The 23,720-nt window shown below is 44.0% G+C and carries 18 protein-coding genes; 14 read left to right on the forward strand and 4 right to left on the reverse strand.

Annotated elements, in window-relative coordinates; all coding sequences use genetic code 11:
• Position 1 precedes the first annotated feature (1 nt).
• The 6 genes from IPO96_04355 (at position 2) to dnaE (ending at position 6,183) form a co-directional block, all read left to right on the forward strand.
• The gene (locus tag IPO96_04355; protein ID QQS64771.1) at positions 2-550 is read left to right on the forward strand and encodes an NUDIX hydrolase; all 549 of its coding nucleotides are present in this window, start codon (positions 2-4) and stop codon (positions 548-550) included.
• Positions 550-1,431: an NTP transferase domain-containing protein gene (locus IPO96_04360; GenBank protein ID QQS64772.1), complete on the forward strand. Its 882-nt coding sequence runs from the start codon at positions 550-552 to the stop codon at positions 1,429-1,431. The genes IPO96_04355 and IPO96_04360 overlap by 1 nt, the downstream gene beginning before the upstream one ends.
• A gap of 43 nt (positions 1,432-1,474) precedes the next feature.
• Positions 1,475-1,723 carry a hypothetical protein gene (locus IPO96_04365; protein QQS64773.1) on the forward strand — a complete coding sequence of 83 codons (249 nt, stop codon included), beginning with the start codon at positions 1,475-1,477 and terminating at the stop codon, positions 1,721-1,723.
• A gap of 8 nt (positions 1,724-1,731) precedes the next feature.
• Complete coding sequence (locus IPO96_04370; GenBank protein QQS64774.1) at positions 1,732-2,136, forward strand: YtxH domain-containing protein; 405 nt, start codon at positions 1,732-1,734, stop codon at positions 2,134-2,136.
• Positions 2,117-2,383, forward strand: a complete 267-nt coding sequence (locus IPO96_04375; GenBank protein ID QQS64775.1) for a hypothetical protein — start codon at positions 2,117-2,119, stop codon at positions 2,381-2,383. The genes IPO96_04370 and IPO96_04375 overlap by 20 nt, the downstream gene beginning before the upstream one ends.
• A 167-nt stretch (positions 2,384-2,550) precedes the next feature.
• A complete protein-coding gene (gene dnaE, locus IPO96_04380; protein ID QQS64776.1) occupies positions 2,551-6,183 on the forward strand; it encodes a DNA polymerase III subunit alpha in 3,633 nt (1,210 codons plus the stop codon).
• A gap of 312 nt (positions 6,184-6,495) precedes the next feature.
• Here the strand turns inward: dnaE and IPO96_04385 are convergent, their stop codons facing one another.
• Positions 6,496-7,554 (reverse strand): CAP domain-containing protein, encoded by a 1,059-nt coding sequence (locus tag IPO96_04385; GenBank protein ID QQS64777.1) that lies wholly within the window; start codon positions 7,552-7,554, stop codon positions 6,496-6,498.
• A 29-nt stretch (positions 7,555-7,583) separates the two neighbouring features.
• Positions 7,584-8,084 carry an RNA methyltransferase gene (locus IPO96_04390; protein ID QQS64778.1) on the reverse strand — a complete coding sequence of 167 codons (501 nt, stop codon included), beginning with the start codon at positions 8,082-8,084 and terminating at the stop codon, positions 7,584-7,586.
• A gap of 114 nt (positions 8,085-8,198) precedes the next feature.
• Between IPO96_04390 and tadA the strand changes: the two genes are divergently transcribed.
• From tadA to IPO96_04410, 4 genes are all read left to right on the forward strand, one after another.
• Positions 8,199-9,797 carry a Flp pilus assembly complex ATPase component TadA gene (gene tadA, locus IPO96_04395; protein ID QQS64779.1) on the forward strand — a complete coding sequence of 533 codons (1,599 nt, stop codon included), beginning with the start codon at positions 8,199-8,201 and terminating at the stop codon, positions 9,795-9,797.
• 75 nt (positions 9,798-9,872) lie between these two features.
• A complete protein-coding gene (rplS, locus tag IPO96_04400) occupies positions 9,873-10,388 on the forward strand; it encodes a 50S ribosomal protein L19 (GenBank protein QQS64780.1) in 516 nt (171 codons plus the stop codon).
• 86 nt (positions 10,389-10,474) lie between these two features.
• Positions 10,475-11,047, forward strand: a complete 573-nt coding sequence (locus tag IPO96_04405; GenBank protein QQS64781.1) for a ribonuclease HII — start codon at positions 10,475-10,477, stop codon at positions 11,045-11,047.
• 21 nt (positions 11,048-11,068) lie between these two features.
• The gene (locus tag IPO96_04410; GenBank protein QQS64782.1) at positions 11,069-11,410 is read left to right on the forward strand and encodes a YraN family protein; all 342 of its coding nucleotides are present in this window, start codon (positions 11,069-11,071) and stop codon (positions 11,408-11,410) included.
• Here the strand turns inward: IPO96_04410 and IPO96_04415 are convergent.
• Complete coding sequence (locus IPO96_04415; GenBank protein ID QQS64783.1) at positions 11,388-14,009, reverse strand: M1 family metallopeptidase; 2,622 nt, start codon at positions 14,007-14,009, stop codon at positions 11,388-11,390. The two genes, IPO96_04410 and IPO96_04415, sit on opposite strands and share 23 nt — an antisense overlap.
• A 149-nt stretch (positions 14,010-14,158) precedes the next feature.
• Between IPO96_04415 and nusA the strand changes: the two genes are divergently transcribed.
• The 4 genes from nusA to IPO96_04435 all read left to right on the forward strand — a co-directional run bounded on the left by nusA (position 14,159) and on the right by IPO96_04435 (position 22,290).
• Positions 14,159-15,316, forward strand: a complete 1,158-nt coding sequence (gene nusA, locus IPO96_04420; protein QQS64784.1) for a transcription termination/antitermination protein NusA — start codon at positions 14,159-14,161, stop codon at positions 15,314-15,316.
• A 175-nt stretch (positions 15,317-15,491) separates the two neighbouring features.
• Positions 15,492-17,960, forward strand: coding sequence for an ATP-dependent Clp protease ATP-binding subunit (locus IPO96_04425; GenBank protein QQS64785.1), 2,469 nt, complete (start codon positions 15,492-15,494; stop codon positions 17,958-17,960).
• Between the two features lie 54 nt (positions 17,961-18,014).
• Complete coding sequence (locus IPO96_04430; GenBank protein QQS64786.1) at positions 18,015-18,980, forward strand: hypothetical protein; 966 nt, start codon at positions 18,015-18,017, stop codon at positions 18,978-18,980.
• A gap of 451 nt (positions 18,981-19,431) precedes the next feature.
• Positions 19,432-22,290: a penicillin-binding protein gene (locus tag IPO96_04435; GenBank protein ID QQS64787.1), complete on the forward strand. Its 2,859-nt coding sequence runs from the start codon at positions 19,432-19,434 to the stop codon at positions 22,288-22,290.
• Here IPO96_04435 and radA read toward each other — a convergent pair whose 3' ends face one another.
• Positions 22,291-23,643: a DNA repair protein RadA gene (gene radA, locus IPO96_04440; GenBank protein ID QQS65422.1), complete on the reverse strand. Its 1,353-nt coding sequence runs from the start codon at positions 23,641-23,643 to the stop codon at positions 22,291-22,293. It abuts the gene before it with no gap.
• Between the last annotated feature and the right edge of the window lie 77 nt (positions 23,644-23,720).

The raw sequence follows: 23,720 nt of genomic DNA on the forward strand, positions 1-23,720 counted from the left end.
GATGCAAAAGTGGCAAAGAGTGGGCACGGACAAAACGGAAAAAGTTGGCTGGAGGTGGCTGGTTCATAAAAAATTCCGCCTACCAAATGGGTATGAAGGCGTATTTACTACTTTAGATAGTGTTGGCAAAAAATATGCATGCGTAATTGCTCTTACTAAACAGAACGAGGTTATAATAGTTCGTCAATTTAGGCCTGGCCCAGAAGCAATATTTGATGAAGTCATTGGTGGCGCCGTTGAGGATGGCGAAGTACCCCTCGAAGCAGCAAAGAGAGAATTAGCCGAAGAAGCAGGGTATCGCGTTGGAGCTATAGAGTGCATAGGGTCTGCTTTCAAAGACTCATATACCAATGGGTATTATTATTTTTATCTGGCACTCAACTGTGAGCCTCTTGCTAGAGGGAATAATCCAGATATTTCTGAAAATATTGAGGTGCGTAAAATTAGCATTGATCAGTTGATAAAAAACGCAAAGATTGGTCTAATGTCCGATCCGCAAGCTGTACTTATGGCGTATGATAGGCTTATGGAAATAAAAAAGGGGGAATGATGAGAGTTAGAAAAGCAATTATCGCAGCTGCTGGTTTTGGAACTAGATTTTTGCCGCAAACAAAAGCCATGCCAAAAGAGATGTTGCCCCTAATCGATAAACCAGTTATTCAGTACGTTGTTGAGGAACTGGTCTCTGCCGGCATCCAAGATATTATTATCGTCACAGGCTACAGCAAGCGTAGTATTGAGGATCACTTTGACTACCCAAACCAAGACCTCGTAGCAAATTTAAAGGCTGGGGGTGAGGCAAAAGCGGAATTACTGGACGAGGTTAGGCAAATCGCCAACCTAGCCAATTTTATTTACGTCAGACAAAAGGGGCCGTATGGTCTTGCCACCCCTATACTTTCGGCAGCGCATCTGATCGGAGACGAGCCATTTATTTTTACGCTCGCCGATGACTTTTTTGTTGCAGAAACGGGCAGGACAAAACAACTTATTGAAGTCCACGAACAGTATCAGTCCAGTGTGTTCGCCTGCAAAAAAGTGATTAACGACGTAGAGTACGACCGATATGGCATTGCAGCGGGTGAAAATATAGATGAAAACACCATAAAAATGTCGACAATAATCGAAAAACCAGGCAAACAAAACGCCCCATCAGATATGGCTAGTGTCAGTGGCTACTTATTCACTCCAGATGTAATAAAATATGTCGAGAAAGCTGCCGAGTCGCATACTGATGGGGAGCTAATGCTCCAGCCTATAGTGCAAAAAATGATAGATGACGGGCATGATTTTTATGCAAGAAAGATTGTCGGAGCTGAGTACTTTGACACAGGCACAAAACTAGAATACTTAAAAACAGTTTTTAACTTTGCGCTCAAAAATGAAAAAATGGCCGAGCCGCTTAAAGATTACCTTAGAACAATGTTATAGCTAACTGCGCACGAAATTAATAAAGAAAGAGTATAATTAGATTATGAACACATGGTTTCAAGTACTAGTAATAATATTATCAGTAACATTAACGATCTTCTTATTTGTTGCAATCGCGGCATTGTTTATGGTCCTGAGGTTGTTAAAAAAAGCTAAAAACGCAAGCGAAAAGGTAAGCCTTGTAGCTGATAATGTATCACAGCTTACAGGTTCAGTAAGTAAACTTGCAAGCGGAGGAATGCTGCTTTCAATGGTTGATAGGATATTTAAAAAGGCACGTAATAAGCGCTAGGAGGAATTATGTCAGAGAATAACAAATCGAATGGTGCAAAGGTCGCTGTCGGTGCAGTTCTTGGGGTTGTAGGCGGATTTGTAGCCGGACTTTTGTTTGCTCCAAAAAGCGGCAAAGAAACTAGGGCAGATATTAAACAAGCTGCCGAAAAACTCATAGATAAAGTTCAGAAGGAAGCTGAAGATATTTTCGCTCAAGCAAAAAAAGTCGAGTCAACTTTGGAAGAAAAAGCTAAGGCCGAGCTTGTCAGGTTAAAACATAAAGCAGAAGAAGCGCGAGACAAAGTAAAGGCTGCTGCTTCTAAAGCTGCAGACAAAAAAGACGACGCCGCACTTCAAGCTGCGCTAGATGATGCACACAGCGCTTTTTCTAATCTAAAAGCTTTCGTCAAGAATGTTGCCAAGAAAAAATAAGCGCAGTCAGAGCGAACTAATCGAAATCGGCAGTGCTGTAGTAGCCATTTTTGAAACCGGAAAAATAAACCGAAAAGAGCTTTTCAAAACCAGCTTTTTTAAAGGTGTGGTAACGGGTTTCGGTGGAGTTATTGGCGCTACTGTTGGCGTGGCATTATTTCTTTGGTTGATAAGTTTATTCAAAAATGTCTGGTTTTTGGACAGTCTAGTTGAAAAAATAGTCAACGCAGTCAATGCGGCTAATTAACCCCCCTAACTAGATATAACAACAGCTATAAATGTACATTTTAGCTAGTAGAGATTGTATTATATTTTCTTGGGTTGACCAATGTCGAGCCGGGGTTGGGTAGGTTAGCTAGTTTGTTGTTATTATCACGGACAAATTACAGCGCCATTAACGCTATAATATAGCTAATGAGCGAGGGTAAAAAACAGAAATCTATAGAAGTGAGTGCTAGTGACTATGTTCATTTGCATAACCACACTCACTATTCTCTTTTAGATGGTCTCCAGAAAATCGCACCAATGGTAGCGGCAGTTAAAGAATTTAATATGAAGGCTGTGGCCATTACAGACCATGGCACTTTAAGTGGTAGCATTGAGTTTTATAAGGAGGCCGAAGCTGTCGGTATTAAGCCGATTATCGGCATGGAGACTTACATAGCCGCCAGAAGTCACCGAGAAAAGGAAGCGGTAAAGGATAAGCCAAACTACCATCTTACACTTTTAGCTATGAACAATCAGGGTTATCAAAATTTACTTCAGCTTTCTACAATAGCTAACCTCGAAGGTTTTTACTACAGGCCGAGAATCGATCACAATTTACTTAAAAAGTATAATGAAGGTTTAATCGTACTTTCTGGTTGTATCGGAGGAGAGCTAGGGGATTTCTTGCGCCAAGATCAGTACGATCAGGCCCTAGAACGAGCTAAACTGTATAAGCAAATTTTTGGTGATCGTTACTACATTGAAATCCAAGATCATGGACATCCAGATCATCCCTCTCATTGGAGTGAGCAGGCTAAAGTTAATACCCAGTTGCTTCAGTTGGCAGGTGAGTTAAGGATTAAGACGGTCGTTACTTGCGACGCTCATTATTTACGTCATGAAGACCAAGAGGCGCATGAGATCCTATTGTGTGTTCAGACAGGCTCCTTTTTAAGCGACGAAAACAGGATGAGTCTAAAGAATTTTGAACTTCATCTTACTGACCCTCAAGAGATTGTCGACCGATGGGCAAAAACTAACCCAGAAGTGATACTAAATTCTAGAGAAATTGCAGACCGCTGCAACGTTCAAATTGAGCTTGGCAAGATTCTAATTCCAAAATTCCCAGTACCCAAAGGAGAAAACGAAAAATCATATCTTGATAAGTTGGTTTATCAGGGTTTAGCGTGGCGTTATGGCGGGGTTGATCGAGTGAAATCAAAGCTGCTATCAGTAGACCAATCGATCAAAAAACTATCAGAAGATGTTAGGAAACGAGCTAAATATGAACTTTCAGTTGTTCAACAAATGGGATTTAATGGTTATTTTTTGATTATTGCCGACTTTATTAACTGGGGCAAGGACCAAGGGATTGTTTTTGGTCCTGGAAGGGGAAGTGCTGCAGGTTCGATAATTGCTTATGCCCTAAATATTACTACGCTTGACCCAATGAAATACGATCTGCTTTTCGAGCGTTTTCTCAACCCTGATCGAATATCAATGCCAGATATTGATATAGATATCCAGGATACAAGAAGAGACGAAGTCATAAAGTATTGTGTTGAAAAATATGGTTCTGATAGAGTAGCCAACATCGTAACTTTTGGTAAAATGGCCGCTCGCAACGCCGTACGCGACGTTGCCAGAGTTTTACAAGTACCTTACGCAGAGGCTGATCGGATAGCCAAGATGATACCACCACCTGTTCAGGGTCGCCATATCCCATTGATTAAATCATTAGAAGATAACGCAGACCTTAAAAACGAATACAATGCCAGCGAGATTAGCAAAAAAGTCTTTGATCTAGCAGTTCGGATCGAGGGGACTATCAGAAGTCACGGTGTCCATGCGGCCGGTGTGGTGATAGCACCTGATGAAATTGTAAAATTTACACCACTCGAGATGGCTCAAAAAGGCGTTGTTACTACCCAGTATTCCATGGGGCCTATTGAAGAGCTCGGACTTCTAAAAATGGATTTTTTGGGGCTTTCTAATCTCACCATTATTAAGAATACTTTGCGCATAGTTAAACGTGTCCATGGCCAGGATATAGACATTAATAGTTTACCGCTTGATGACAGTGCCGCCTACGAGCTTTTGCAACGTGGTGATACAACTGGGGTTTTTCAGTTTGAATCGGCCGGAATGAAAAAATACTTACGCGAACTTAAGCCAACACAGTTCGACGATATTGTGGCCATGGGTGCCCTGTATCGTCCTGGGCCTCTAAGTGCGGGCCTAACTGATAGCTTTATCAAGCGTAAAAACGGCCTGCAAAAAGTGACATACGATCATCCTGCGATGAAACCAGCACTTGAAAGCACCTTTGGCGTGCTTGTCTATCAGGAGCAATTTATGCAAATAAGCCGCGATGTATGTGGTTTTAGTGGGGGTGAGGCCGATACGCTCAGAAAGGCAATCGGTAAGAAAAAGCGTGATGTCATGGCCAAAATGGAAACACGGTTCATAGAAGGCGCTATCGAACATTCAGGTATCAGCCGCGCTATGATCGAGGATTTTTGGAAAAAACTACTAGGCTTTGCCGACTACTGTTTTAATAAGTCACACTCGGCCTGCTATGGCATGATCTCGTACTGGACTGCATATCTTAAAGCGCACTTTCCAGACGCATTTATGGCGGCCCTGATGACTAGTGATTCCGATGATACCGATCGCCTCAGTATTGAAATAAGCGAATGTTTGCATCAGGGTATTAATGTTTTAACGCCAGACGTTAATGAATCTTTTGCTGAGTTTGCGGTTGTGCCTGGTCAAAAAGCAATTCGTTTTGGCATGGCAGCTATTAAGAACGTTGGTCATGGCGCAGCTGAAGAGATAGTTCGGGTACGAACTGAAGGTGGTAACTATCAGTCACTGGAGGATTTTTTTGCGCGCAACAACAGCCGCATAATAAATAAAAAGGTACTAGAAAGTCTGATAAAAACTGGAGCATTCGATCGGTTTGGCGACCGGGCACATCTCTTAGAAAATATTGATAATTTGATCGCATTTTCTGCTAAGAAACAAAAAGAGCTGGACAGCGGTCAAACAGATCTATTCGGAGAAAGCGGCACTATTGACGAACACCAAGTTGCACGCATTAGCTTGCTACCAAAATCTTCAGTGATTGAAAAACGCGATCAGCTACAGTGGGAGAGAGAGCTTCTAGGGTTGTACTTGTCTGAACATCCATTGCAGGATTTTAGAAGTATACTTGGAGAAAAAACGATACCGATTAATGAACTCAAGCCCGAAATGCATGACCAAAAAGCGACAGTCGGAGGTACTATTTTAGAAGTTAAAACAGTTACTACTAAAACTGGCAGTCAAATGGCGTTCTTGAAACTAGCTGACGAGTACAAAGATATAGAGGTTATTATTTTTCCTAAAGTTTATGAGCTCACACCTTCAATTATTAAAATTGATAACGTTCTGATAATCGAAGGCAAAGTCGACGCTAAATCCCGGGATGGCAGCATGGGTGACGAGGTTAAAATAATGGCCAATAAACTTCGCGAGGTAACGCATGAGCAAGCAGTGAGTTATAAACCTACGGGCAAGCCTCCGAAAAAACCTGCGTCTTCAAAGTCAAGTCTAAAAACTGAAAATTCTAAGCCGAAAAGGCTGTTTATACGCTGTGCCGACAGTAGTAATCTAGGTCTACTCGAAGGCCTAAAACAAACACTGGATGATTACAGCGGCGAAACTGATGTAGTCTTGGTGACGGGGCCGGCAGATCATAAAAAAGCTATAAAAATTCCATACAAAATTAATGTCAACGAACAGAGTATGCGTGCAGTGGCTGAGCTTTTTGGAGCTGAAAACGTCAAATTACACTAGGTTAGAGGTTAGAGTGATTAGGGCTATGGACTAGTAGTTAGTAGTTAGTAGTTGGTAGTTGGTAGTTAGCAAATATTACCCCGTACCGTGTACCGTTCAAGTAGAGCCAAGAGTCATGAGCCAAGAGCCATGATTAGGTTAGAGGTTAGAGGTTAGAGGATTAGAGTGATTAGGACTAGTAGTTGGTAGTTAGTAGTTGGTAGTTAGCAAATATTACCGCGTACCGACTAGGGACTAGGGTCCAGGGACTAGGGACTAGTAGCTAAGGTCTAGCAGATACTACCGCGTACTGTCTCGGGCCGAGTCGATACTTTACTTAACAACGCCAGTTGTCATCGTTAGGTAGGCGACTAAAAGAATAAATACGACCACAGCTATATCAATCATAGGATGATGTAGTACCAGTTCTTCTCCGTGGATCAACACTCGTTTTACTGCTCTTGCATGTTTACCCATCCAAACCCCCGCAACAGTAAACGATATTATGGCGAGGAAGGCGGCACTCCAAGGCAAGGTGCCTTTTGTCCAGGATTGTACTCTTGTAATCTGGGTGCTTGCTTTTTCCGTGCCGGCTGGCAGGTCACTAGAAAAAGCTAAAGCCTCTGAGATATTTTCTGGTTCGGGCTGTTTGGTAGCCTCTTCGACAGGTTTGTTGATTAGAACCTCGGCAGGCACATTAGCTGGTTCAGTACTAGTTGGAGCTGTTACTGTTGTAGGAGTGGGCTTAGGTGTTGGAGCTACAGCCGGCGCTGGGGCTGGTGTAACAACTTTCGGTTTTCCATACATAGCAACAACAAGTGTTTCTTCGCCAGAACCGACATAATTAGGGATATTAACAAAGCCGAAGCCCACCTCCGTAAAATTAGAGTCCATGATATTGGCCCTGTGACCTGGGCTATTCATCCATCCTTGAATAGTATCGGCGCTAGAAGCAAAGCCATAAGCTAGGTTTTCGCCAGCTTTGTAGTAGCTGTAGCCGACCTGATCAAAAAAGATCCACGGCTCTTGACCGTCTGGCGTATTGTGCGACCAGTAATCTCGGTTTTTCATGTCATTGGCCTTGTTGGTAGCTGCTTGGTTCAGTAAAGAATTTATCGTTAAGGGAGCCAGGCCAGCACTAGCCCGATTGGCATTATGGCCACTTATGAGCCCCTCACGGCTCATTTCTGTTGCGTAAGCTAGAACTGCTTTTTGGGCAACTTTGCGAGCAGGCTGAAAAAAGGTAACTAGTAGACCGGCAAAAGCCACTATTAACAACGGTATATAGGGCCAATAAACTTTAAGAAAGCTTTGAGAGTGATTAGTCTTTGAAGGGTGGGCTCGACTGGTTCTCGAAGTCCTAGTAACTTTTTTTGTTTGTTTTTTAGCCATAACTGTTTTTAATATATCATATTATTGCTTTATTTTGTCTTCTGCATGAGGTCATATAGCGCGATAGCTGTCGAAACTGCTACATTAAAAGATTCCTTGCGCCCCATCATGGGTATTTCTACAATTTTATTTGCCAGAGACAAGACTTGGCTGTCCACTCCGGTTACTTCATTACCAACAACCAAAGCAGTCTTGGTCCCAGGTAAAAAATCGATTAATTTCACAGACTTCTTAGACTGTTCAAGTGCCACTATACTGTAACCTTCTATTTTGAGTTTTTCTATCACTTCTAAGATGTGCTTATGGTAGTGTATATTCAAGTTCTGTTCGGCGCCCAAAGCCGTCTTACTGATTTGTTTGGTGATTTTTTCTGATAGATGTGGTAGTCTTTTGTCTTCTGAATTGGTTGGGTAAGGTGTTATGCCACAAAGATAGATGCGACTAACGCCAAAACCGTCGGCTGTCCTTAGAATTGAGCCAACATTGTGGGTGCTTCTTAGACCGTCTAGAACCAAAACTATACTAGCCATTATTTATTAGTCTAGCTAAAGACCACGCCCACTAGCAACAAGTAAACAATTTGATTGTTCATAGGGCGCACTCCGATTATAATGATAAGCATGATGAAATGGTGGGGGCTATAGATGTCGCAAGACGCAAGGGCTGACGAAGAAAGGAACACGCGTAATCGGGCGCAGATTCTTGGCTTGGCCTATGCTGATACTTACAACAAGGATAAGCCTCTTTTTAAAGATTTCTTGCCTCTTAATGACCTGTATGCATTAAGGATTATCCCGCTGAATATTGGTGATCACTTTATTCAATTTGGTATCACAAATACTACTTCACGCGACACGATGCGGAATCTAAAAAATCAATTTCTCGACCAGCAGGTAAGTTTTTTACTGATATCTGATGCCGGCTATCGGGAATACATGTCTCTCTACGACCCGCCCAAGAAAGTAGAGTATACCAACATTGAGATGTCGAATGCAGGCAACATCGACAAAGTCAAAGAAGTCTCGGCAATTTTAGAGCAAGTAAAGGCCAACGATATTTTGGCTTACCTTGTTCAGCAAGCTCACCGCCTTGGCGGCTCAGATATACATCTCGAGCCACAGCGGGGGTACGTTCGAATCAGGTTCCGCGTCGATGGTGTGCTTCATGTGATCGCTAGGTTATCTTATGAGAAATTTAGGGTGCTCATGTCGGCAGTTGCAGCCGCAGGCAATATTTACACGTCAAGTGAAGATGCGCAGCAAGGTCATATTGCACAGCACATAATAATGGCTGATGGCGCAGAGGTAGACGTCAACCTAAGGCTCGAAACTGTACCAGGAATCAACGGTATAGAAGTTGTAATGCGATTGTTTAATATGAGCTCTGAGATGTATCAACTGGATAGGCTTGGTCTATCGCCCGATGAGAGGCAAGTAGTTGATGACATTATTAACAAACCATCAGGCATGGTTATGGTGGTGGGGCCTACTGGTTCCGGTAAGACAACTACGCTTTATTCAATGCTCAATTCATTGAACAACGAAGAACGCAAAATCATAACTCTAGAAGATCCGGTCGAGTACCAGTTTCCGGGGATCAGCCAACTGCCAATCAACACCGTCAATAACAATATATCTTTCGCCGATCGGCTAAAGGCGGTTTTACGTCTAGACCCAGATATCGTTATGGTTGGTGAGATTAGAGATATGGAGACCGCCAAAACTGCATTACAAGCATCGCTCACTGGGCATCTGGTTCTTTGTACTTTCCACGCCTCATCTGCAGCTGCCGCACTTACTAGACTTGGCGATATTATAGGCGATAACCCACTATTCTTGTCGGCAATCAGGTTAGTTATGGCCCAAAGGCTGGTTAGGAAACTTGATGACAGTTCCAAATCTGGCTACCAACCCGACGATGCGACAATAGACAGAATCCATCAGGGGCTAGCTGGTTTAGATGTGTCTCAGATACCCGAAAACGTTGACAATCCGACCCTGTATAATCCTGTTCCTAACTCTGATAACCCATATGGATATCGCGGACAAACCGCGATACGCGAACAATTTTTGATGACCGGCGAACTACGTAAACTTTTAGAGAGTCGCGGCAAAAACATTACCGCCCAAGACATAGAAGAAGCAGCCGTAAAAAGCGGCATGCGAACAATGTATCAGGACGGACTTATCAAGGTTTTACGCGGGGAAACCACACTAGAAGAAGTCGCCCGCGTCGTTGGTTAGACATATTTCATTTTCAATATCGTAACAGATATGGTACAATGCTTGTAATCTAAGTAAAAATAATCAGAGGTTTATATGGAATCGATCTTACGAAAAGTAGAAAATGCTGCTCTAAAAAAGCAAGTGGTTGATGTTAAAAGCGGTGACACAGTGCGTGTTCATCAAAAAATTAAAGAAGGCAACAAAGAGCGTGTACAGATTTTCGAAGGTCTAGTTATCCGTACCAGCAAGAAGCAAAGTGTTGGCAGTACTATCACTGTCCGACGTATTTCAAGCGGCATCGGCGTTGAGAAAACCTATCTTCTTCATAGTCCGCTAGTAACAAAAGTTGAAGTAACCAAACGCAGCAAAGTCCGCCGCAACTACTTAAGCTATATGCGTGCACTTAAAGGTAAGTCAGCAAGACTCTCAGGTGTAGATTTTGACAAACGAGCAGTCAACACTGTTCATGACGCCGAAGCCGAAAAAGCCGAAGCAGAGCTTAAGGCTAAGGCTGAGGCTGAACACGCCGCTAAAGAGGCTGAAGAAGCAGCTGCAAAAGCTGCCGAAGAAGCTAAGTTCGAAGAAGCTGTCAAAGCTCACGACGCCTAAAAACTCGATTTTCTAAATCTAAAATCAATTCCTCATAGCTGAAGGTTTCTTGGCTAATCTGCAGCCACTAAACTATAATCAGTATAATGATAGGCATTGATGAGGTGGGCAGGGGTGCTTGGGCAGGACCGCTTTTAGTGGTAGCCGCTAGACTTAAGCCAGGACAAAAATTACCCCTTGGGCTAAGAGACTCAAAGTTGTTGTCCGCGAAACAAAGACAATCGTTAGCCGTCGAAATCGTAAAATCATGCGATATCGGCCAGGGCTGGGTCAGCGCTGATATGATTGATAAACTAGGCCTTAGTCGTTCTCTGAAGAGTGCGACGATGCTTGCCGTGATGGATGTTGCAGTTTCCAAGAATGAAGAAATAGTTATCGATGGAAACATTAATTTTTTAGACAGCACCTCATATGTAAACGTTCGAACAAAAATCAAAGCTGATCAAACGCTACCAATCGTGTCAGCTGCGTCAGTGGTTGCGAAAGTGCTTAGAGATCAGTTGATGGTAGAAATATCGCAAAAGTATCCAGACTATAATTTTCAAAAAAATGTTGGCTATGGTACAGTCAATCATCGGCAAGCCCTTAGTTTATTTGGCCCATGCAGAGTTCACCGAAACTCTTTCAAGCCAATTAAAGCATTAGTAGCAAACCGATAAAAAATCGGCGATACTAAGCTCATGAGCAATAAGGATTACGGTGATATCGGCGAAGACGCAGTTGTTATGTACCTAGAGATGACCGGTTATGAGATAATCGCTCGTAACTGGAAAACACGCTGGTGTGAAATTGATATTATCGCTCTTAAGGGTAAATGCCTCTATTTTGTTGAATCAAAGTTTCGAGCACGTGATGTATGGGGAGGCGGGCTAGATTACATTACGAGGAAGAAGCTTAATCAGATGAAATTTGCAGCTGAGTTTTGGTTGGCAAATCATAACTGGGAAGGTGAGTGCTGTTTGGCAGCAGCTGCCGTTAATTCCTACGGTGGGGTGGACTTTATCGAAACGCTAATTTTTTAAACCAAGCTGAAGCAGCCTGAAGGTCGCGCTTCCGCCAGGAAATGTGCCAATCCAATATTTCAAGTCCCTGATCGATAGAGCGGTTAAAGGCAGGGCTACGTTTTTTGGCAAAAAACTCTTCAAACTTTTCTCTGAAATCCTCACTGCTATAAGAGCGTGCCGCAAAAACTGGCATACGGTAAAATCCTAGATCGCCTTCGAAGTTTTCTTCGAGCCACTTCCAATTATCTTTAAGCCATAGCCATGTTTTATCTCGAGCAAAACGATTCATGAAAGAATAAGCAACCCAATAAGCAACATCTTGCAAACGGACAGCATCGGTTGTAATTAGTCCCAGCGCTTTATCAATTAATTCCGGCTGATTAAAACCCGTAAGAGCGGCAGCAATGTTAGTTCGCTCTTCGCTGTTTGTCGTGGCATTGTGTAGTGCGAGTAATTTGTTGAATTCATCATGGCCACCAAGTCTGGCGACGGTACCGTATATGACACCTCGAGTATCTGGGTCAATTTCGTTAGGCAGACCAGTGAGCTTTGGCAGTGTAGATTGAGTTAACTCTGGGTTTAGCTCGTTGCTGGCAGCCATGTGACTGAATAAATCTAAGCATTTTTTTGTGATCTTAGGATCATCAGCTGCCGCAGCCATCGCCAGGATAATCGGTCGCAGCAAACTGTCAAAATGAGCTTCATTCTTTTTCTTCTCCCAGCCTAGACGCCTAAGCTGTTTTGCGGTGAGATTTCGGATATATGGCTTCATATTTTCTCTTAGTTCCTCATCATCCATAACCGATCGAATAGTAGCTATGCCAGCAGCAAGCACATCCCATACTGCAGCATTATCCTCGTTTTTGTAAGATTCAATTAAATTCAAAGTGTTGATTATAGATTGATAGCCCGCCTTGGAAGTCTCAAAGCTGTCGCTCAAAATGCCCAATCTAGTTTCGGTGTTTAGTTTACCAGTAACGATCAAGTCCTCAATCTGCGATAGAAAACTTCTATCATAAACTACCCTGTAGAAACCTTTCTGGCTTTGATTAATAATAAAATCTCTATTGTGACTAAAAGTATTTGATTCTGCAGTCAATAGCTTCTTATCAAAAGCATCATTTAAGAGCGGTATTGGCCAAGTTGCAGCTTGGTCTTTTGTCGGTTTGCGTAAGTAAAAACGGTGTTGAGACAATTTCATCTCAAAATTGTTAGTCGCCTCTGCTGCGATGACAGGAAAGCCTGGTTGTGTTGTCCAAGCGTTCATAAACTGCTCTACGTCTTGATTTGATGCATCTCCGAGCGATCTCCATAAGTCTGCCGTGGTAGTGTTTTTGTATGCGTGCTCGTTCAGGTAGTGGCGTAGGCCATCTTGAAAGTTCTTTGGTCCCAGGTATTGATGAAGCATATTAATAATCGCCGCGCCCTTACTGTAGCTAATGGCGTCAAAAATAGTTCTGATTTCGTCAGGATGATGAACCGGTACTTCGATGGGATGAGTGTGCTCAAGTGCGTCAAGCTTGAGTCCAGTTTCGCGGTCGTCGACTAGGAACTGTGTCCATAGCTGCCACTCTGGATAGATGTGGTCGATCGCCAGGTACTCAATCCAGCTGGCAAAACCTTCATTAAGCCATAAATCGTTCCACCACTTCATAGTCACAAGATTGCCGAACCATTGATGAGCTAATTCGTGGGCGACCACTAGTGCTGTAAACTGTTTTGTGGCTAGTGATGTGTATTTTGGATCAACCAGCATGCATTGTTCGCGGTACGTGATGCAGCCCCAGTTTTCCATTGCCCCAGAAGCAAAGTCCGGTAAGGCTATATGATCGCATTTGGCCAGGGGATAGGCGATACCGAAGTAATCTTCGTAGAAGTCTAGCACTCTTACGGCTGTGTCTAGCGCAAAACTAGTGTGCTCAACATTGTCTGGAGTGGCATAAGTACGCACCAGCACGCCGGACTTCGTCTTGGCCTCTTTATAAGAAATATTACCACTCACAAAGGCCAATAGGTAGGTACTCATAACAGGAGTTTTTTCAAAGTAAACTGTTTTATGGGCATTGGACGTGGTTGATTTTGTTTCAAGTATTGGAGTATTGGAGATAACACTATGATCAGAGTTGGTAGTAATTGAAAGCTGGAAGGTCGCTTTGGCCTCGGGCTCGTCAATACATGGGAAGGCTTGGCGTGCATGGTGACTTTCGAACTGTGTCGCAAGCAGGTGTTGTTTTTTGCCGTCAGCCTCAAAATAACAAGGATAAATGCCGTCCATTGGCTTAGTGATCTTGCCGCTAAAATGGATAGTGACTTGGTAAAGGCCAGGATAAAGCATCTGGGTCGAGTGTAGTCTTAGCTCGTCGTATTTTGCGTGATTGTTAGTGCGGTCTAGCTGAATAGTCGAGGAGGTACCTTTTTTGTCAAAATGTATCAGCTCGGCCTTATCTACTTTTAAGTCTTTTTGGTGAAAGGTTAGGCGTTTGCTGGGGCGACCGACTTTATGGCCTCTGATAACTACCCTGCCTTCGAATTTTAAGTCTTTGTGATCGAGCTTCAGTGACAGGTCGTAATGCTCTGGTTTAAATTGATGATACAGTCTGTCGACATCTTTGGGCACTACTTTTGTTTCTCCCCTCTAAAGCTTAATTTGCATATTTTAGTCTAGGTACATTATACTGTATTTGTAATCCGGCCGACAGGTCGGACTTTTTAATAACCAAACCGTACATAGCAATATTTACGCTGTAAAAATAATAAAGGAAAACTATGGATTTAGACATGAAACAACTGGCAGCAGCAATCAAGCTGATCGCCGAAGAAAAAAATCTTGATAGCGCCGCAGTACAAGAGATTGTAGAGCAAGCTTTGGCTGCCGCTTTTCGCCGAGACTTCGGTGATCGTGAGCAAGAAGTGCGCGTAACGATGAACCTTAACACGGGAGACGTCGACGCATATATCTCAAAAGAAATCGTTAATGAAGTTGAAAACAAGCAAAATCAGATTTCGCTTAAAGAAGCTCAAGTAATGCGCAAAAACGCTACACTTGGCGAGACAATAGAGGTTCATCATAAAGTTGAAAGTTTCGGCCGTGTAGCTGCTCAGACTGCAAAGCAGGTTATCTTGCAGCGTCTTCGTGAAGCCGAGCGCGAAATCGTCATGGCCGAGTACGAGGACAAAATCGGCACACTCATCAATGGCATTGTCACCCGAGTTGAGGCTAGGATTGTCCGAGTAGATCTTGGTAAAACCCAGGCCATCATGCCTGCTAGCGAACAGATTCAAAGCGAGCGTTACTTCCCGGGTCAAAGAATCAAAGTGCTGTTGAAGGATATCGAAAAGGGATTTCGTGGACCACAGCCGATCGTTAGCCGCGGTAGTGCCGATTTTATGAGACAACTTTTTGCTGCCGAAGTGCCAGAAATGGATGGTGGAGCTGTAGAAATCAAGAATATCTCACGTGAAGCTGGTGTTCGAAGCAAAATCGCCGTAAGCTCCTTGGTTCAAGGTGTAGACCCAGTCGGTACATTTGTTGGTGGGCATGGTACTAGGGTCAATGCCGTTATGAGCGAAGTCGGCGAGCAAGAAAAAATCGATATAATAGTTTGGGACGAAAATCCAGTCACATACATTGAGAATGCACTTAGTCCAACCAAGGTTAGCCGCGTGCTAGTAGACAAGGCAACCAATAAGGCGACAGTTTATGTTATGGACGACCAGCTAAGCATTGCCATCGGCAAGGGCGGCCAAAACGTTCGTCTGGCCAGCAAACTGACAGGTTTTGACATTGATATCGAGGCAGAAGGTGAAACAAAGCGAGAGCGTAAAGCTCCAGAAACCGTTGACAGCGTACAGAAGCCTAAGCTGAAACGTAAGAGCGACCTTGAAAACTCTCTATTAGAAGCTGTCGAACAGCACGGCGAGTGATGATTTTTAGGGAGGGTCTTACCCTCAGTATTTGCTCGAATTTAATTAGAGCTGTGGGTCAATCAGTACTAAACAAAAGGTCATTTTAAGTGAATAATTAGCACTCGGGGTTGACGAGTGCTAATTTGTTTTGTTAGAATGGCCTTACGATAATTAAACTATTTTAGGAATCGCTATGAATAACGACGAAGACTTGCAGAATATTCTTAACCATCTAACCGATAATGCGCTACATAGCCTTAAGCACGCCGAAGCTATATCGCGTGGTACAGGTAAGGCCTATGTTGGCACAGAACATATGATGCTCGGGATTTTAGCTCAAGAAGAATCAATGGGGTCTAAGCTGTTAAAGTCAGCGGGGGTTAGCTTAAATCGTGCCAGATTGGCCATGGATATGAATCCTGCCAAAGTAGTCATGAGCGATGCCAGCAAAGGCTTAAGCGAAGCCGCAAAGTTGACACTAAGAATGGCATGGGAAATTGCCCAGGAGTACGACCAAGAATTCTGCGGTACAGAACATATACTGCTTAGTCTTCTGGGACAGCGCAAAGCCAGTGCCGTAAACCTATTAAGACAGTTAAATGTAAACACTGATATATTGGCGACTGAAATAGAGAGGGCATTAGAGCAAAAGGCAGGACAAACGCACTCCAGTGGTGCCGGTGTAAATGTGAAAACGCGAACCAAAACACGCAAACAATCAGTTGTCGAGCAGTATTCTATCAATCTAACTGAGCAAGCTAGAGCCGGCAAGCTCGACCCGGTCGTGGGCCGCGAAACTCAAATTCGACGACTGGTTACGATCCTGAATCGCCGAACCAAAAACAACCCCGTGCTGATAGGCGAGCCCGGAGTTGGTAAAACAGCTATTGTCGAAGGTGTTGCACAGCGCATTATCGCCGAGGATGTGCCAGACTCCTTACTTGATAAGCAAATCCTGATGCTCGATATGGCAGCGATGGTGGCTGGTACGAAATACCGCGGTGAGTTTGAAGAAAGACTCAAAAAAGTAATGGTTGAGCTCGAAGAAGATCGCGATAAGATAGTCTTTATTGACGAGCTTCATCTAATTGTAGGGGCAGGCAGCGCCGAAGGCTCAATGGATGCCGGCAATATCTTAAAGCCCGCACTTTCTCGGGGCAAAATTCAACTAATTGGCGCCACTACGACCAACGAATACACCAAGCATATCGAAAAAGACGCAGCGCTAGAGCGTCGATTCCAGCCGATAATAGTACCAGAAACTAGCAAAACAGAAACGGTCGCTATTCTCAAAGGTCTGCGAAAGCATTACGAGGATTTTCATAATGTAATAATTTCTGATGAAGTGATAGACGACGCTGTTCAACTGTCTGCAAGATACATTAACGACCGTTATATGCCTGACAAAGCGATTGATTTGTTAGACGAAACAGCCGCTCATCTCAGAGTGGCAAAGGGCAAGACACCGCCTGAGCTTAGAAACCTTGAAAAAGAACTGAAACTACTTGGAGTAAAAATCGAAGACGCAGTTGAGCGAGAAGACTACGAAGAAGCCGCCAAACAGAAGCAGAAGGCCAAGCTAGTTGAGCAAAAACTCGAGGCCGTCAAAGCCAAATCCAAGGGCGGCAAAAGAATAAGACTAAATAGCGATGATATTGCTGAGGTTGTCTCGCGGATGACGGGCGTGCCAGCTAGTAAGGTTATGCGCGCTGAGGCAAAGTACCTGCTAAACTTAGAGTCAAAGCTCAAAAACAATATCATAGGTCAAGAAGAAGCTGTCGAATCTGTTGCCCGAGCAGTTAGGCGAAACCGCAGTGGGGTTGCCAGCGAGAAGCGGCCCGTTGGTTCATTTATTTTCTTAGGCCCGACCGGAGTCGGTAAAACCGAACTAGCCAAGGTCTTGGCGCGCGAATATTTTGGTAGCGAAAAGGCCCTTATCAAGATCGACATGAGCGAATTTTCTGAACGCCATACCTCGGCAAGACTAGTAGGCGCACCAGCTGGCTATGTTGGATACGAAGATGGTGGTCAGTTAACAGACAAAGTTCGCCGTCAGCCATACAGCCTAGTACTTTTCGATGAAATCGAAAAAGCTCATCCAGATATTTTTAATATGCTACTGCAAATGCTAGAAGACGGCTCCCTAACGGATGCCAAAGGTCGACGTGTCGATTTTACTAATACAATTGTAATCATGACTAGCAACATTGGTGCCGATAAATTGCAAAAAGAAGCTACTTTTGGTTTCGGTGCCAGTTCTGCCAAGGACCTTGAAAATCTTGACGAACTACACAAAGCTAACCAGCAGAAAGTAAAAGATGAACTCAAAAAGCTATTACGACCAGAGCTGCTTAACCGTATCGACAAGGTCGTGGTTTTTCGAGCACTGACAAAAGAAAATATTCGGTTAATTATCGACCTGCAGATAAATGAACTCAAAGAAAGACTGGTCAAACATGGGCTTAGTATAGTCTTGGACAATAAAGCTCGTGACTACTTAATTGAGCATGGCTATGATGCAAAGAACGGCGCGAGGCCTCTCAGAAGGCTTATCCAAGACGATATCGAAGATCATCTAGCAGTTAATATCCTCGACGAAAAATACGCCAAAGGAACAGTGGTGCATGTTTCTGAAGCAAACAACGAGCTTAAATTTAGTTAACGGCTATGAATATTATTACTTCGCTGTCATAAATTTCTCCCGTATAATGTGCTTATGCCAGGAAAACCAAAGTCTGTTTTTAAGTTTCTAGCCTATCTGCTTTTTTTGGTTTGTATTTTTTGGTTTTGGAAGAACCAGCAAAACATTAGTGATTGGCTCAGACTTAGAAAGTATACCCCAGACGCAACTATTAGCTCGCTGGTTTCGAATTCAGGCTTTAATGATCAGGGTAGAAAACTTTTTTACATAAACTATCCTACGCTAAAAGATAGAAAAAATTTCCGTAGCTACTGTACAAATTCTGAAGAATCAATAGTTCTAGGTTGCTATATAAGTACCCAAAACATTTATCTGCTAGATGTGACAGACGAGCGGTTGGATGGAGTTGAAGAAGTCACGGCTGCCCATGAGATGCTTCACGCTGCTTATGCCAGACTAAGCCCTAAAGACAAAACAAATCTAAACAAGCTATTGTTGGAACAAGAGAAACTAGTAACCGACAAACGAGTACTCGAAACCATCGAAGCCTACCGTAAGAGTGACGCCCAAAGTGTTGTCAACGAAATGCATTCGATTTTTGGCAGTGAACTAAAAAACTTGACTTCAGAGTTGGAAGAGTATTACAAAAAGTATTTTTCTGATCGCAGCAAGGTTACAGCCCATGCCAGTTCCTACGCTGAAGAATTTACTAAACGAGAGGCGTTGGTGCAGAGCTATGATGTGCGACTAGCTGATCTAAAAACAAAAATCGATAGTAGCGAGGCTGACCTAAAACGGCAGGCTGACTCCTTAGAATCGCAAAGAAGTAGCTTAGAATCAAAGCGTAATTCAAATAGCGCTGCCGAGTTTAATCAGTTGGCTGCGCAATACAATCTACAGGTACGGCAATATAATGCAGCGCTTAGTGCAGTAAAAAAATTAGTAAACGACTACAATCAAATTGTTACCGAACGTAACAATGTTGCTCTAGAAGAGCAAACACTCCTCGATGCCATCGATACGAGAGTGGATGCGCTTTAGAGGGTTGTGAGTAGGGGCGACGAACAAGAACAGTAAATGGTACGCGGTACTAACTACTATCTACTAGCTCCTAGTCTACCAACTACTAACTACCAGTCCCTAGTCCCTAGTCCCTAGTCCCTAGTTCTTGGCTCATGACTCTTGACTCTTGGCTCTATTTGAACAGTACGCAGTACGGGGTAATACTTGCTAACTACCAACTACCAACTACCAACTACTAACTACCAACTACTAACTACCAACTACTAACTACTAGTCCGTAGTCCTAATCACTCTAACCTATAACCTCTAACCTAATCATGGCTCTTGGCTCTACTTGAACGGTACACGGTACGCAGCATATTTTTATAGACTGGCTGCTAGTTTCGTTAAGTCGCGATCATTAAAACTTAACACATGGCCCGACTCTCATGTATAATTGAGTCCAGAACTAATGAGGAAACTATAAGATATGGCAAACAAGTTCACCGGCAAACGCCGGGTATCGGGTAACAAATTTTTGACTAAGTCGGGCAAAACTATCAAAGTAAATCGTACTCTTATGGAGCGCTCTAAGGCTCGCCAGGAGGCTAAGGCGCTTCGCAAGGCCGAGCGAATGAGGGGCTTACCAAAATCACGACTAAAAAGAGTATTATTTAGGCTGCATCCAAAAAGAGTTGTAAGATACTGGTTCAGTCGAGACGGTGCGATTATGGCTCTCAAACTTACAGGTGTGGCGATCGTGGTGTTATTTTTCAGCCTGATGGCTGTTTTTGCTTATTTTAGAAAAGACTTGCCAAACTTAAAAGACATTTCTGGCGATTCGATTGGCGGTAGTATTAGGTATTACGACCGTGAACGTAAAACGCTGCTTTGGGAAGATTATGATGCTGTAAAACGCAACCCAGTTGAGCGAGAGCAAATCGCACAAGTCATGCGCGATGCAACTATAGCGGCAGAAGACAGAGACTTCTATAACCATAATGGCTTTAATGTCAAAGGAATTGTTAGGGCCACACTTAACAATGCTAGAGGCGGTAGCACACAGGGTGGTTCGACTATCACCCAGCAAGTCGTTAAGCTAAATAACCCAGATTTTATAAATCAACGTACAATTTCAAGAAAGATAAAAGAGCTAATCTTATCTGTAGAGCTAGAACGTAGTTATTCAAAAGAAGAAATCCTCAACGGCTATCTAAACTCTGCTCCATATGGCGGTTTAGAATACGGTGTGCAGGTAGCGTCTAAAACCTACTTCCAAAAAGATGCCAAAGATTTAACTCTGGAAGAAGCTGCATTCTTGGCCTCTATCCCTAAGTCGATCCGCTATCTCTCGCCATATTCTGGTGACTTCGAAAAAGAGACACTCCAAGGGCGCATAGGTTATGTACTCGACGGAATGGCCGATATGGGAAGAATAACCCGCGAGCAAGCTGAGGCGGCTAAAAAGGTAGACGTAATTGCAACTATCAAACAACGTCAACCCAACAAGTATCAAGGCGTCACAGCACCATATTTTGTGCTAGCCGCCAAACGACAGCTCGAAAGTATTATTGGAGAGCAGGGTTACAAAACCGGTGGTTTCGAGGTCACTACAACTCTAGATATGGAAAAGCAGAAAATAGCTGAAGAAGAAGTCCAGAAAGGTATGCCCAGAATTTTCGCCAACGGTTTTGATAAAGCAGCATTTGCGGCTGAAGACGTAACTACAGGACAGGTTGTGGCGCTTGTGGGCGGTTCTGATTTCTTCGATCAGGCAAGGTCTGGCGAAATAAACTATGCCCAAACGCCGCTGCCACCCGGTTCTAGCTTTAAGCCGTATGATTACCTTGCGCTTATCGAGAAGAACGAAAATTTTGGTGCCGGTACAGTTTTATATGATACCCAAGGCCCGCTAGAAGGCTATCCTTGTACCAGTAAAGCCCGTCCGACGGCTGGTGGTAACTGTCTTTGGGACTACGATTTCAGATACCCTGGGCCTATGACTCTTAGGTACGCATTAGGTGGCTCGCGTAATGTGCCAGCCATCAAAGCGATTTTAACAACTGGAGTTAAAGAGACAATTGGCGTAGCTGACTCGTTGGGCTTAAAAGGCGAGGCTGCATCGAACGAAATGGGTGATGGTGGCGGGAATGATGGTTATCGATGTTTTGAGGATGATGCCAAAACCATAGTTCGAGACTGCTATGCTTCGGCTGGTATCGGAGACGGTGCATACTTGAGCTTGGACAGGCATGTTCATGCATATGCTACAATTTCACGAAACGGTAATAAGATTCCCCAAACCTATATCTTGAAAGTAACAGATGGCAGTGGTCGTCTAGTCAAAGAGTGGAAACCCAGTAATGGAGAACAAGTGGTTCGACCAGATTCAGCTTACATCGTAGCTGATATGATGGCCGACCCTAGAGCGAGTTATTTTAGTAATAAACCACACCGCTACAAAGGCTGGGAGTTTTCACTTAAGACTGGTACGACAAATGATAGCAAAGACGGTTGGTTGATGGGCTTTTCGACTAAATATTCAGCTGGCGTATGGGTTGGGCATCATACAGGAAGAGTGGCTACCAGACAGTTTATGGAGGTTATGACTCAGCCAATTTGGCAAGGTTGGATGAACCGCGCGCATGATGGACTAACGCCAGTCAAGAGAGAGAAGCCAGCAGGGGTTCAGACACTACCAGCATATGTTGTTCGTACGCATGTGGGCCTCGGATCACAAGAGCCTAGCTCGGCCACCGACCTATATCCGTCTTGGTACAAAAAGCCTAACGTAAAAACCGAGACCAAGACTATCGACACTGTATCCAATAAACTTGCCACCGATTGTACACCAGAACTCGCCAAAAAGACATTAAACGATTCAGCAATCGCCAGTTTCTCTGGGGATAAGTTTGTTGGGGGCGGTACTGTCACAAACGAAGAAAAAGACGATGTACATAAATGTGACGATGTAAAACCAACGATCACCGTCTCTGTGGCGGCTAAACCCGGTAGCCCAGGTGTTTATATCATAAGTGCTGTCTATGCTAGTGGAACGCACCCGCTTTCTTCTGATGCGAGAAAGGGTACTGTAAGAATAAAAGTTGCAGGCGCCGACATTCCAAACGGTAGCTTCGAAGTTGCAGCTTCAGGTAGTGTTACTGCTGAATTCACGGCTCTTAGCGGCGGCTCAAAAGATGTTTTCGCAGAAGTGGTTGACAGTGTCCTGTACTCTGCTAGCGATACCAAGAGCTTTACATTCTCGGTTGCTAGCGTTCCTTCGAACCAAAACAATACAGTTTCTTCAATAAGCCGCGGTTGGCGCTTGGTTGCGGCTACTGGCTTCTAATTACTTCAAATAAGTGTTAAGCGCGGTCTTGATATCGCCGACTGTTTCAAGCTTGGTTGGGCTTTTGCCTTTACCTAGTACTTTTGGTCCTATGGCAACTTCGAAGCCGATCTTTGTGGCTTCATCGACGCGTTTATCTACAAATGGCACGTGTCTGACTTCGCCAGAAAGTCCGACCTCACCGAAGACAACAGCATTTTTGGATAGCTTGAGACCCTTCGCTGCTGAGCCGATTGCCATGCAAACTGCAAGATCACTAGCTGGCTCGCTTAGTTTTATGCCGCCAACAACATTCAAAAAAATATCTTTGTCAGAAAGCTGGAGCTTTGTTCGCTTTTCGAGCATAGCGACCAGTAGATTTAGTCGATTGACATCAAAGCCGCTGGCTGTACGCTTAGGGTAGCCAAAACTGCTACGATTCACTAATGCCTGGATTTCGACTAATAGCGCGCGGCTACCTTCGATAGTTGCCATTACGACTGAACCGTCGCTACTTACCCGTTCGGCTAAAAGAGCGGCAGAAGGGTTAGCGACCGGCGAAAGGCCAGATTCAGCCATCTCAAAAATTCCCACCTCATGCGTCGCGCCGTATCTATTTTTCTGAGCGCGTAACAGCTTGAATCCTCCGAATTTGTCGCCTTCGAGATTGAGTACTACATCTACGCTGTGTTCAAGTAGTTTAGGGCCGGCAATCGAGCCTTCCTTGGTCACATGCCCAACAATTATCAGTATGGTTGCGCTTCTTTTGGCAGCTTGAGTGAGCAGCTGCGAGCTATGCGTTATTTGACTCATCGTTCCGGCAGCAGAACTGATTTCTGCGCATGCAACAGTTTGAATAGAATCGACGATAACCAATCCATAATTTTTGCTGGCGATGGCGGCCGCTATATCGTTGGCTGAGCTGCTAGCAGCAAGCTCTATTTCATCATGATTGGCCTTTAGCCTGCGAGCGCGGTCTGCAACCTGGCCGACAGATTCTTCGCCGCTAACGTAAAGCACCTTGGCTGAATCTGCTATCGCTTTGGCGATCTGCATCAGTAGCGTGCTCTTGCCAACGCCGGGTTCTCCAGCGAGAAGTAGCACGCTAGCGGGTACAAAACCTCCACCTAAAACTGTATCTATCTCGCCTACGCCAGTTTTTAGTCGTTTCTCATCATCACGGAATCCCTTAACTAGTTTCTCGGCTTTTAGCGGGACACCATGTGCCGCTTTTGTGCCTGGACTGGCAGCTATGGAGACTTGTTCTTCTAGTGTGTTCCATTCGCCGCACGAACTACACTTGCCGCTCCAACTACCGTAGACAGCCCCACAATTTGCACACAAAAAACTAGTTTTACTCTTGGCCATTTGCAGTTAGTATGGTTTAGGTGGTGGGTAGGAGTCAAGAGGAACGAGGGGGCTAGCAGTTAGCATATAGCGTATAAGGGTTA

The sequence above is a fragment of the Candidatus Saccharibacteria bacterium genome (assembly GCA_016700315.1).
In the GTDB taxonomy this organism is placed as follows: Bacteria; Patescibacteriota; Saccharimonadia; order Saccharimonadales; family SZUA-47.

What these genes read in the sequence shown, in the direction of transcription:
- dnaE (QQS64776.1), top strand. Translation starts at nt 2,551, where the DNA reads ATGAGCGAGGGTAAAAAACAGAAATCTATAGAAGTGAGTGCTAGTGAC.
- IPO96_04375 (QQS64775.1), top strand. Translation starts at nt 2,117, where the DNA reads ATGTTGCCAAGAAAAAATAAGCGCAGTCAGAGCGAACTAATCGAAATC.
- nusA (QQS64784.1), top strand. Translation starts at nt 14,159, where the DNA reads ATGGATTTAGACATGAAACAACTGGCAGCAGCAATCAAGCTGATCGCC.
- IPO96_04430 (QQS64786.1), top strand. Translation starts at nt 18,015, where the DNA reads ATGCCAGGAAAACCAAAGTCTGTTTTTAAGTTTCTAGCCTATCTGCTT.
- IPO96_04405 (QQS64781.1), top strand. Translation starts at nt 10,475, where the DNA reads ATGATAGGCATTGATGAGGTGGGCAGGGGTGCTTGGGCAGGACCGCTT.
- IPO96_04435 (QQS64787.1), top strand. Translation starts at nt 19,432, where the DNA reads ATGGCAAACAAGTTCACCGGCAAACGCCGGGTATCGGGTAACAAATTT.
- IPO96_04370 (QQS64774.1), top strand. Translation starts at nt 1,732, where the DNA reads ATGTCAGAGAATAACAAATCGAATGGTGCAAAGGTCGCTGTCGGTGCA.
- rplS (QQS64780.1), top strand. Translation starts at nt 9,873, where the DNA reads ATGGAATCGATCTTACGAAAAGTAGAAAATGCTGCTCTAAAAAAGCAA.
- tadA (QQS64779.1), top strand. Translation starts at nt 8,199, where the DNA reads ATGTCGCAAGACGCAAGGGCTGACGAAGAAAGGAACACGCGTAATCGG.
- IPO96_04425 (QQS64785.1), top strand. Translation starts at nt 15,492, where the DNA reads ATGAATAACGACGAAGACTTGCAGAATATTCTTAACCATCTAACCGAT.
- IPO96_04410 (QQS64782.1), top strand. Translation starts at nt 11,069, where the DNA reads ATGAGCAATAAGGATTACGGTGATATCGGCGAAGACGCAGTTGTTATG.
- IPO96_04365 (QQS64773.1), top strand. Translation starts at nt 1,475, where the DNA reads ATGAACACATGGTTTCAAGTACTAGTAATAATATTATCAGTAACATTA.
- IPO96_04390 (QQS64778.1), bottom strand. Translation starts at nt 8,084, where the DNA reads ATGGCTAGTATAGTTTTGGTTCTAGACGGTCTAAGAAGCACCCACAAT.
- IPO96_04385 (QQS64777.1), bottom strand. Translation starts at nt 7,554, where the DNA reads ATGGCTAAAAAACAAACAAAAAAAGTTACTAGGACTTCGAGAACCAGT.
- IPO96_04360 (QQS64772.1), top strand. Translation starts at nt 550, where the DNA reads ATGAGAGTTAGAAAAGCAATTATCGCAGCTGCTGGTTTTGGAACTAGA.
- IPO96_04355 (QQS64771.1), top strand. Translation starts at nt 2, where the DNA reads ATGCAAAAGTGGCAAAGAGTGGGCACGGACAAAACGGAAAAAGTTGGC.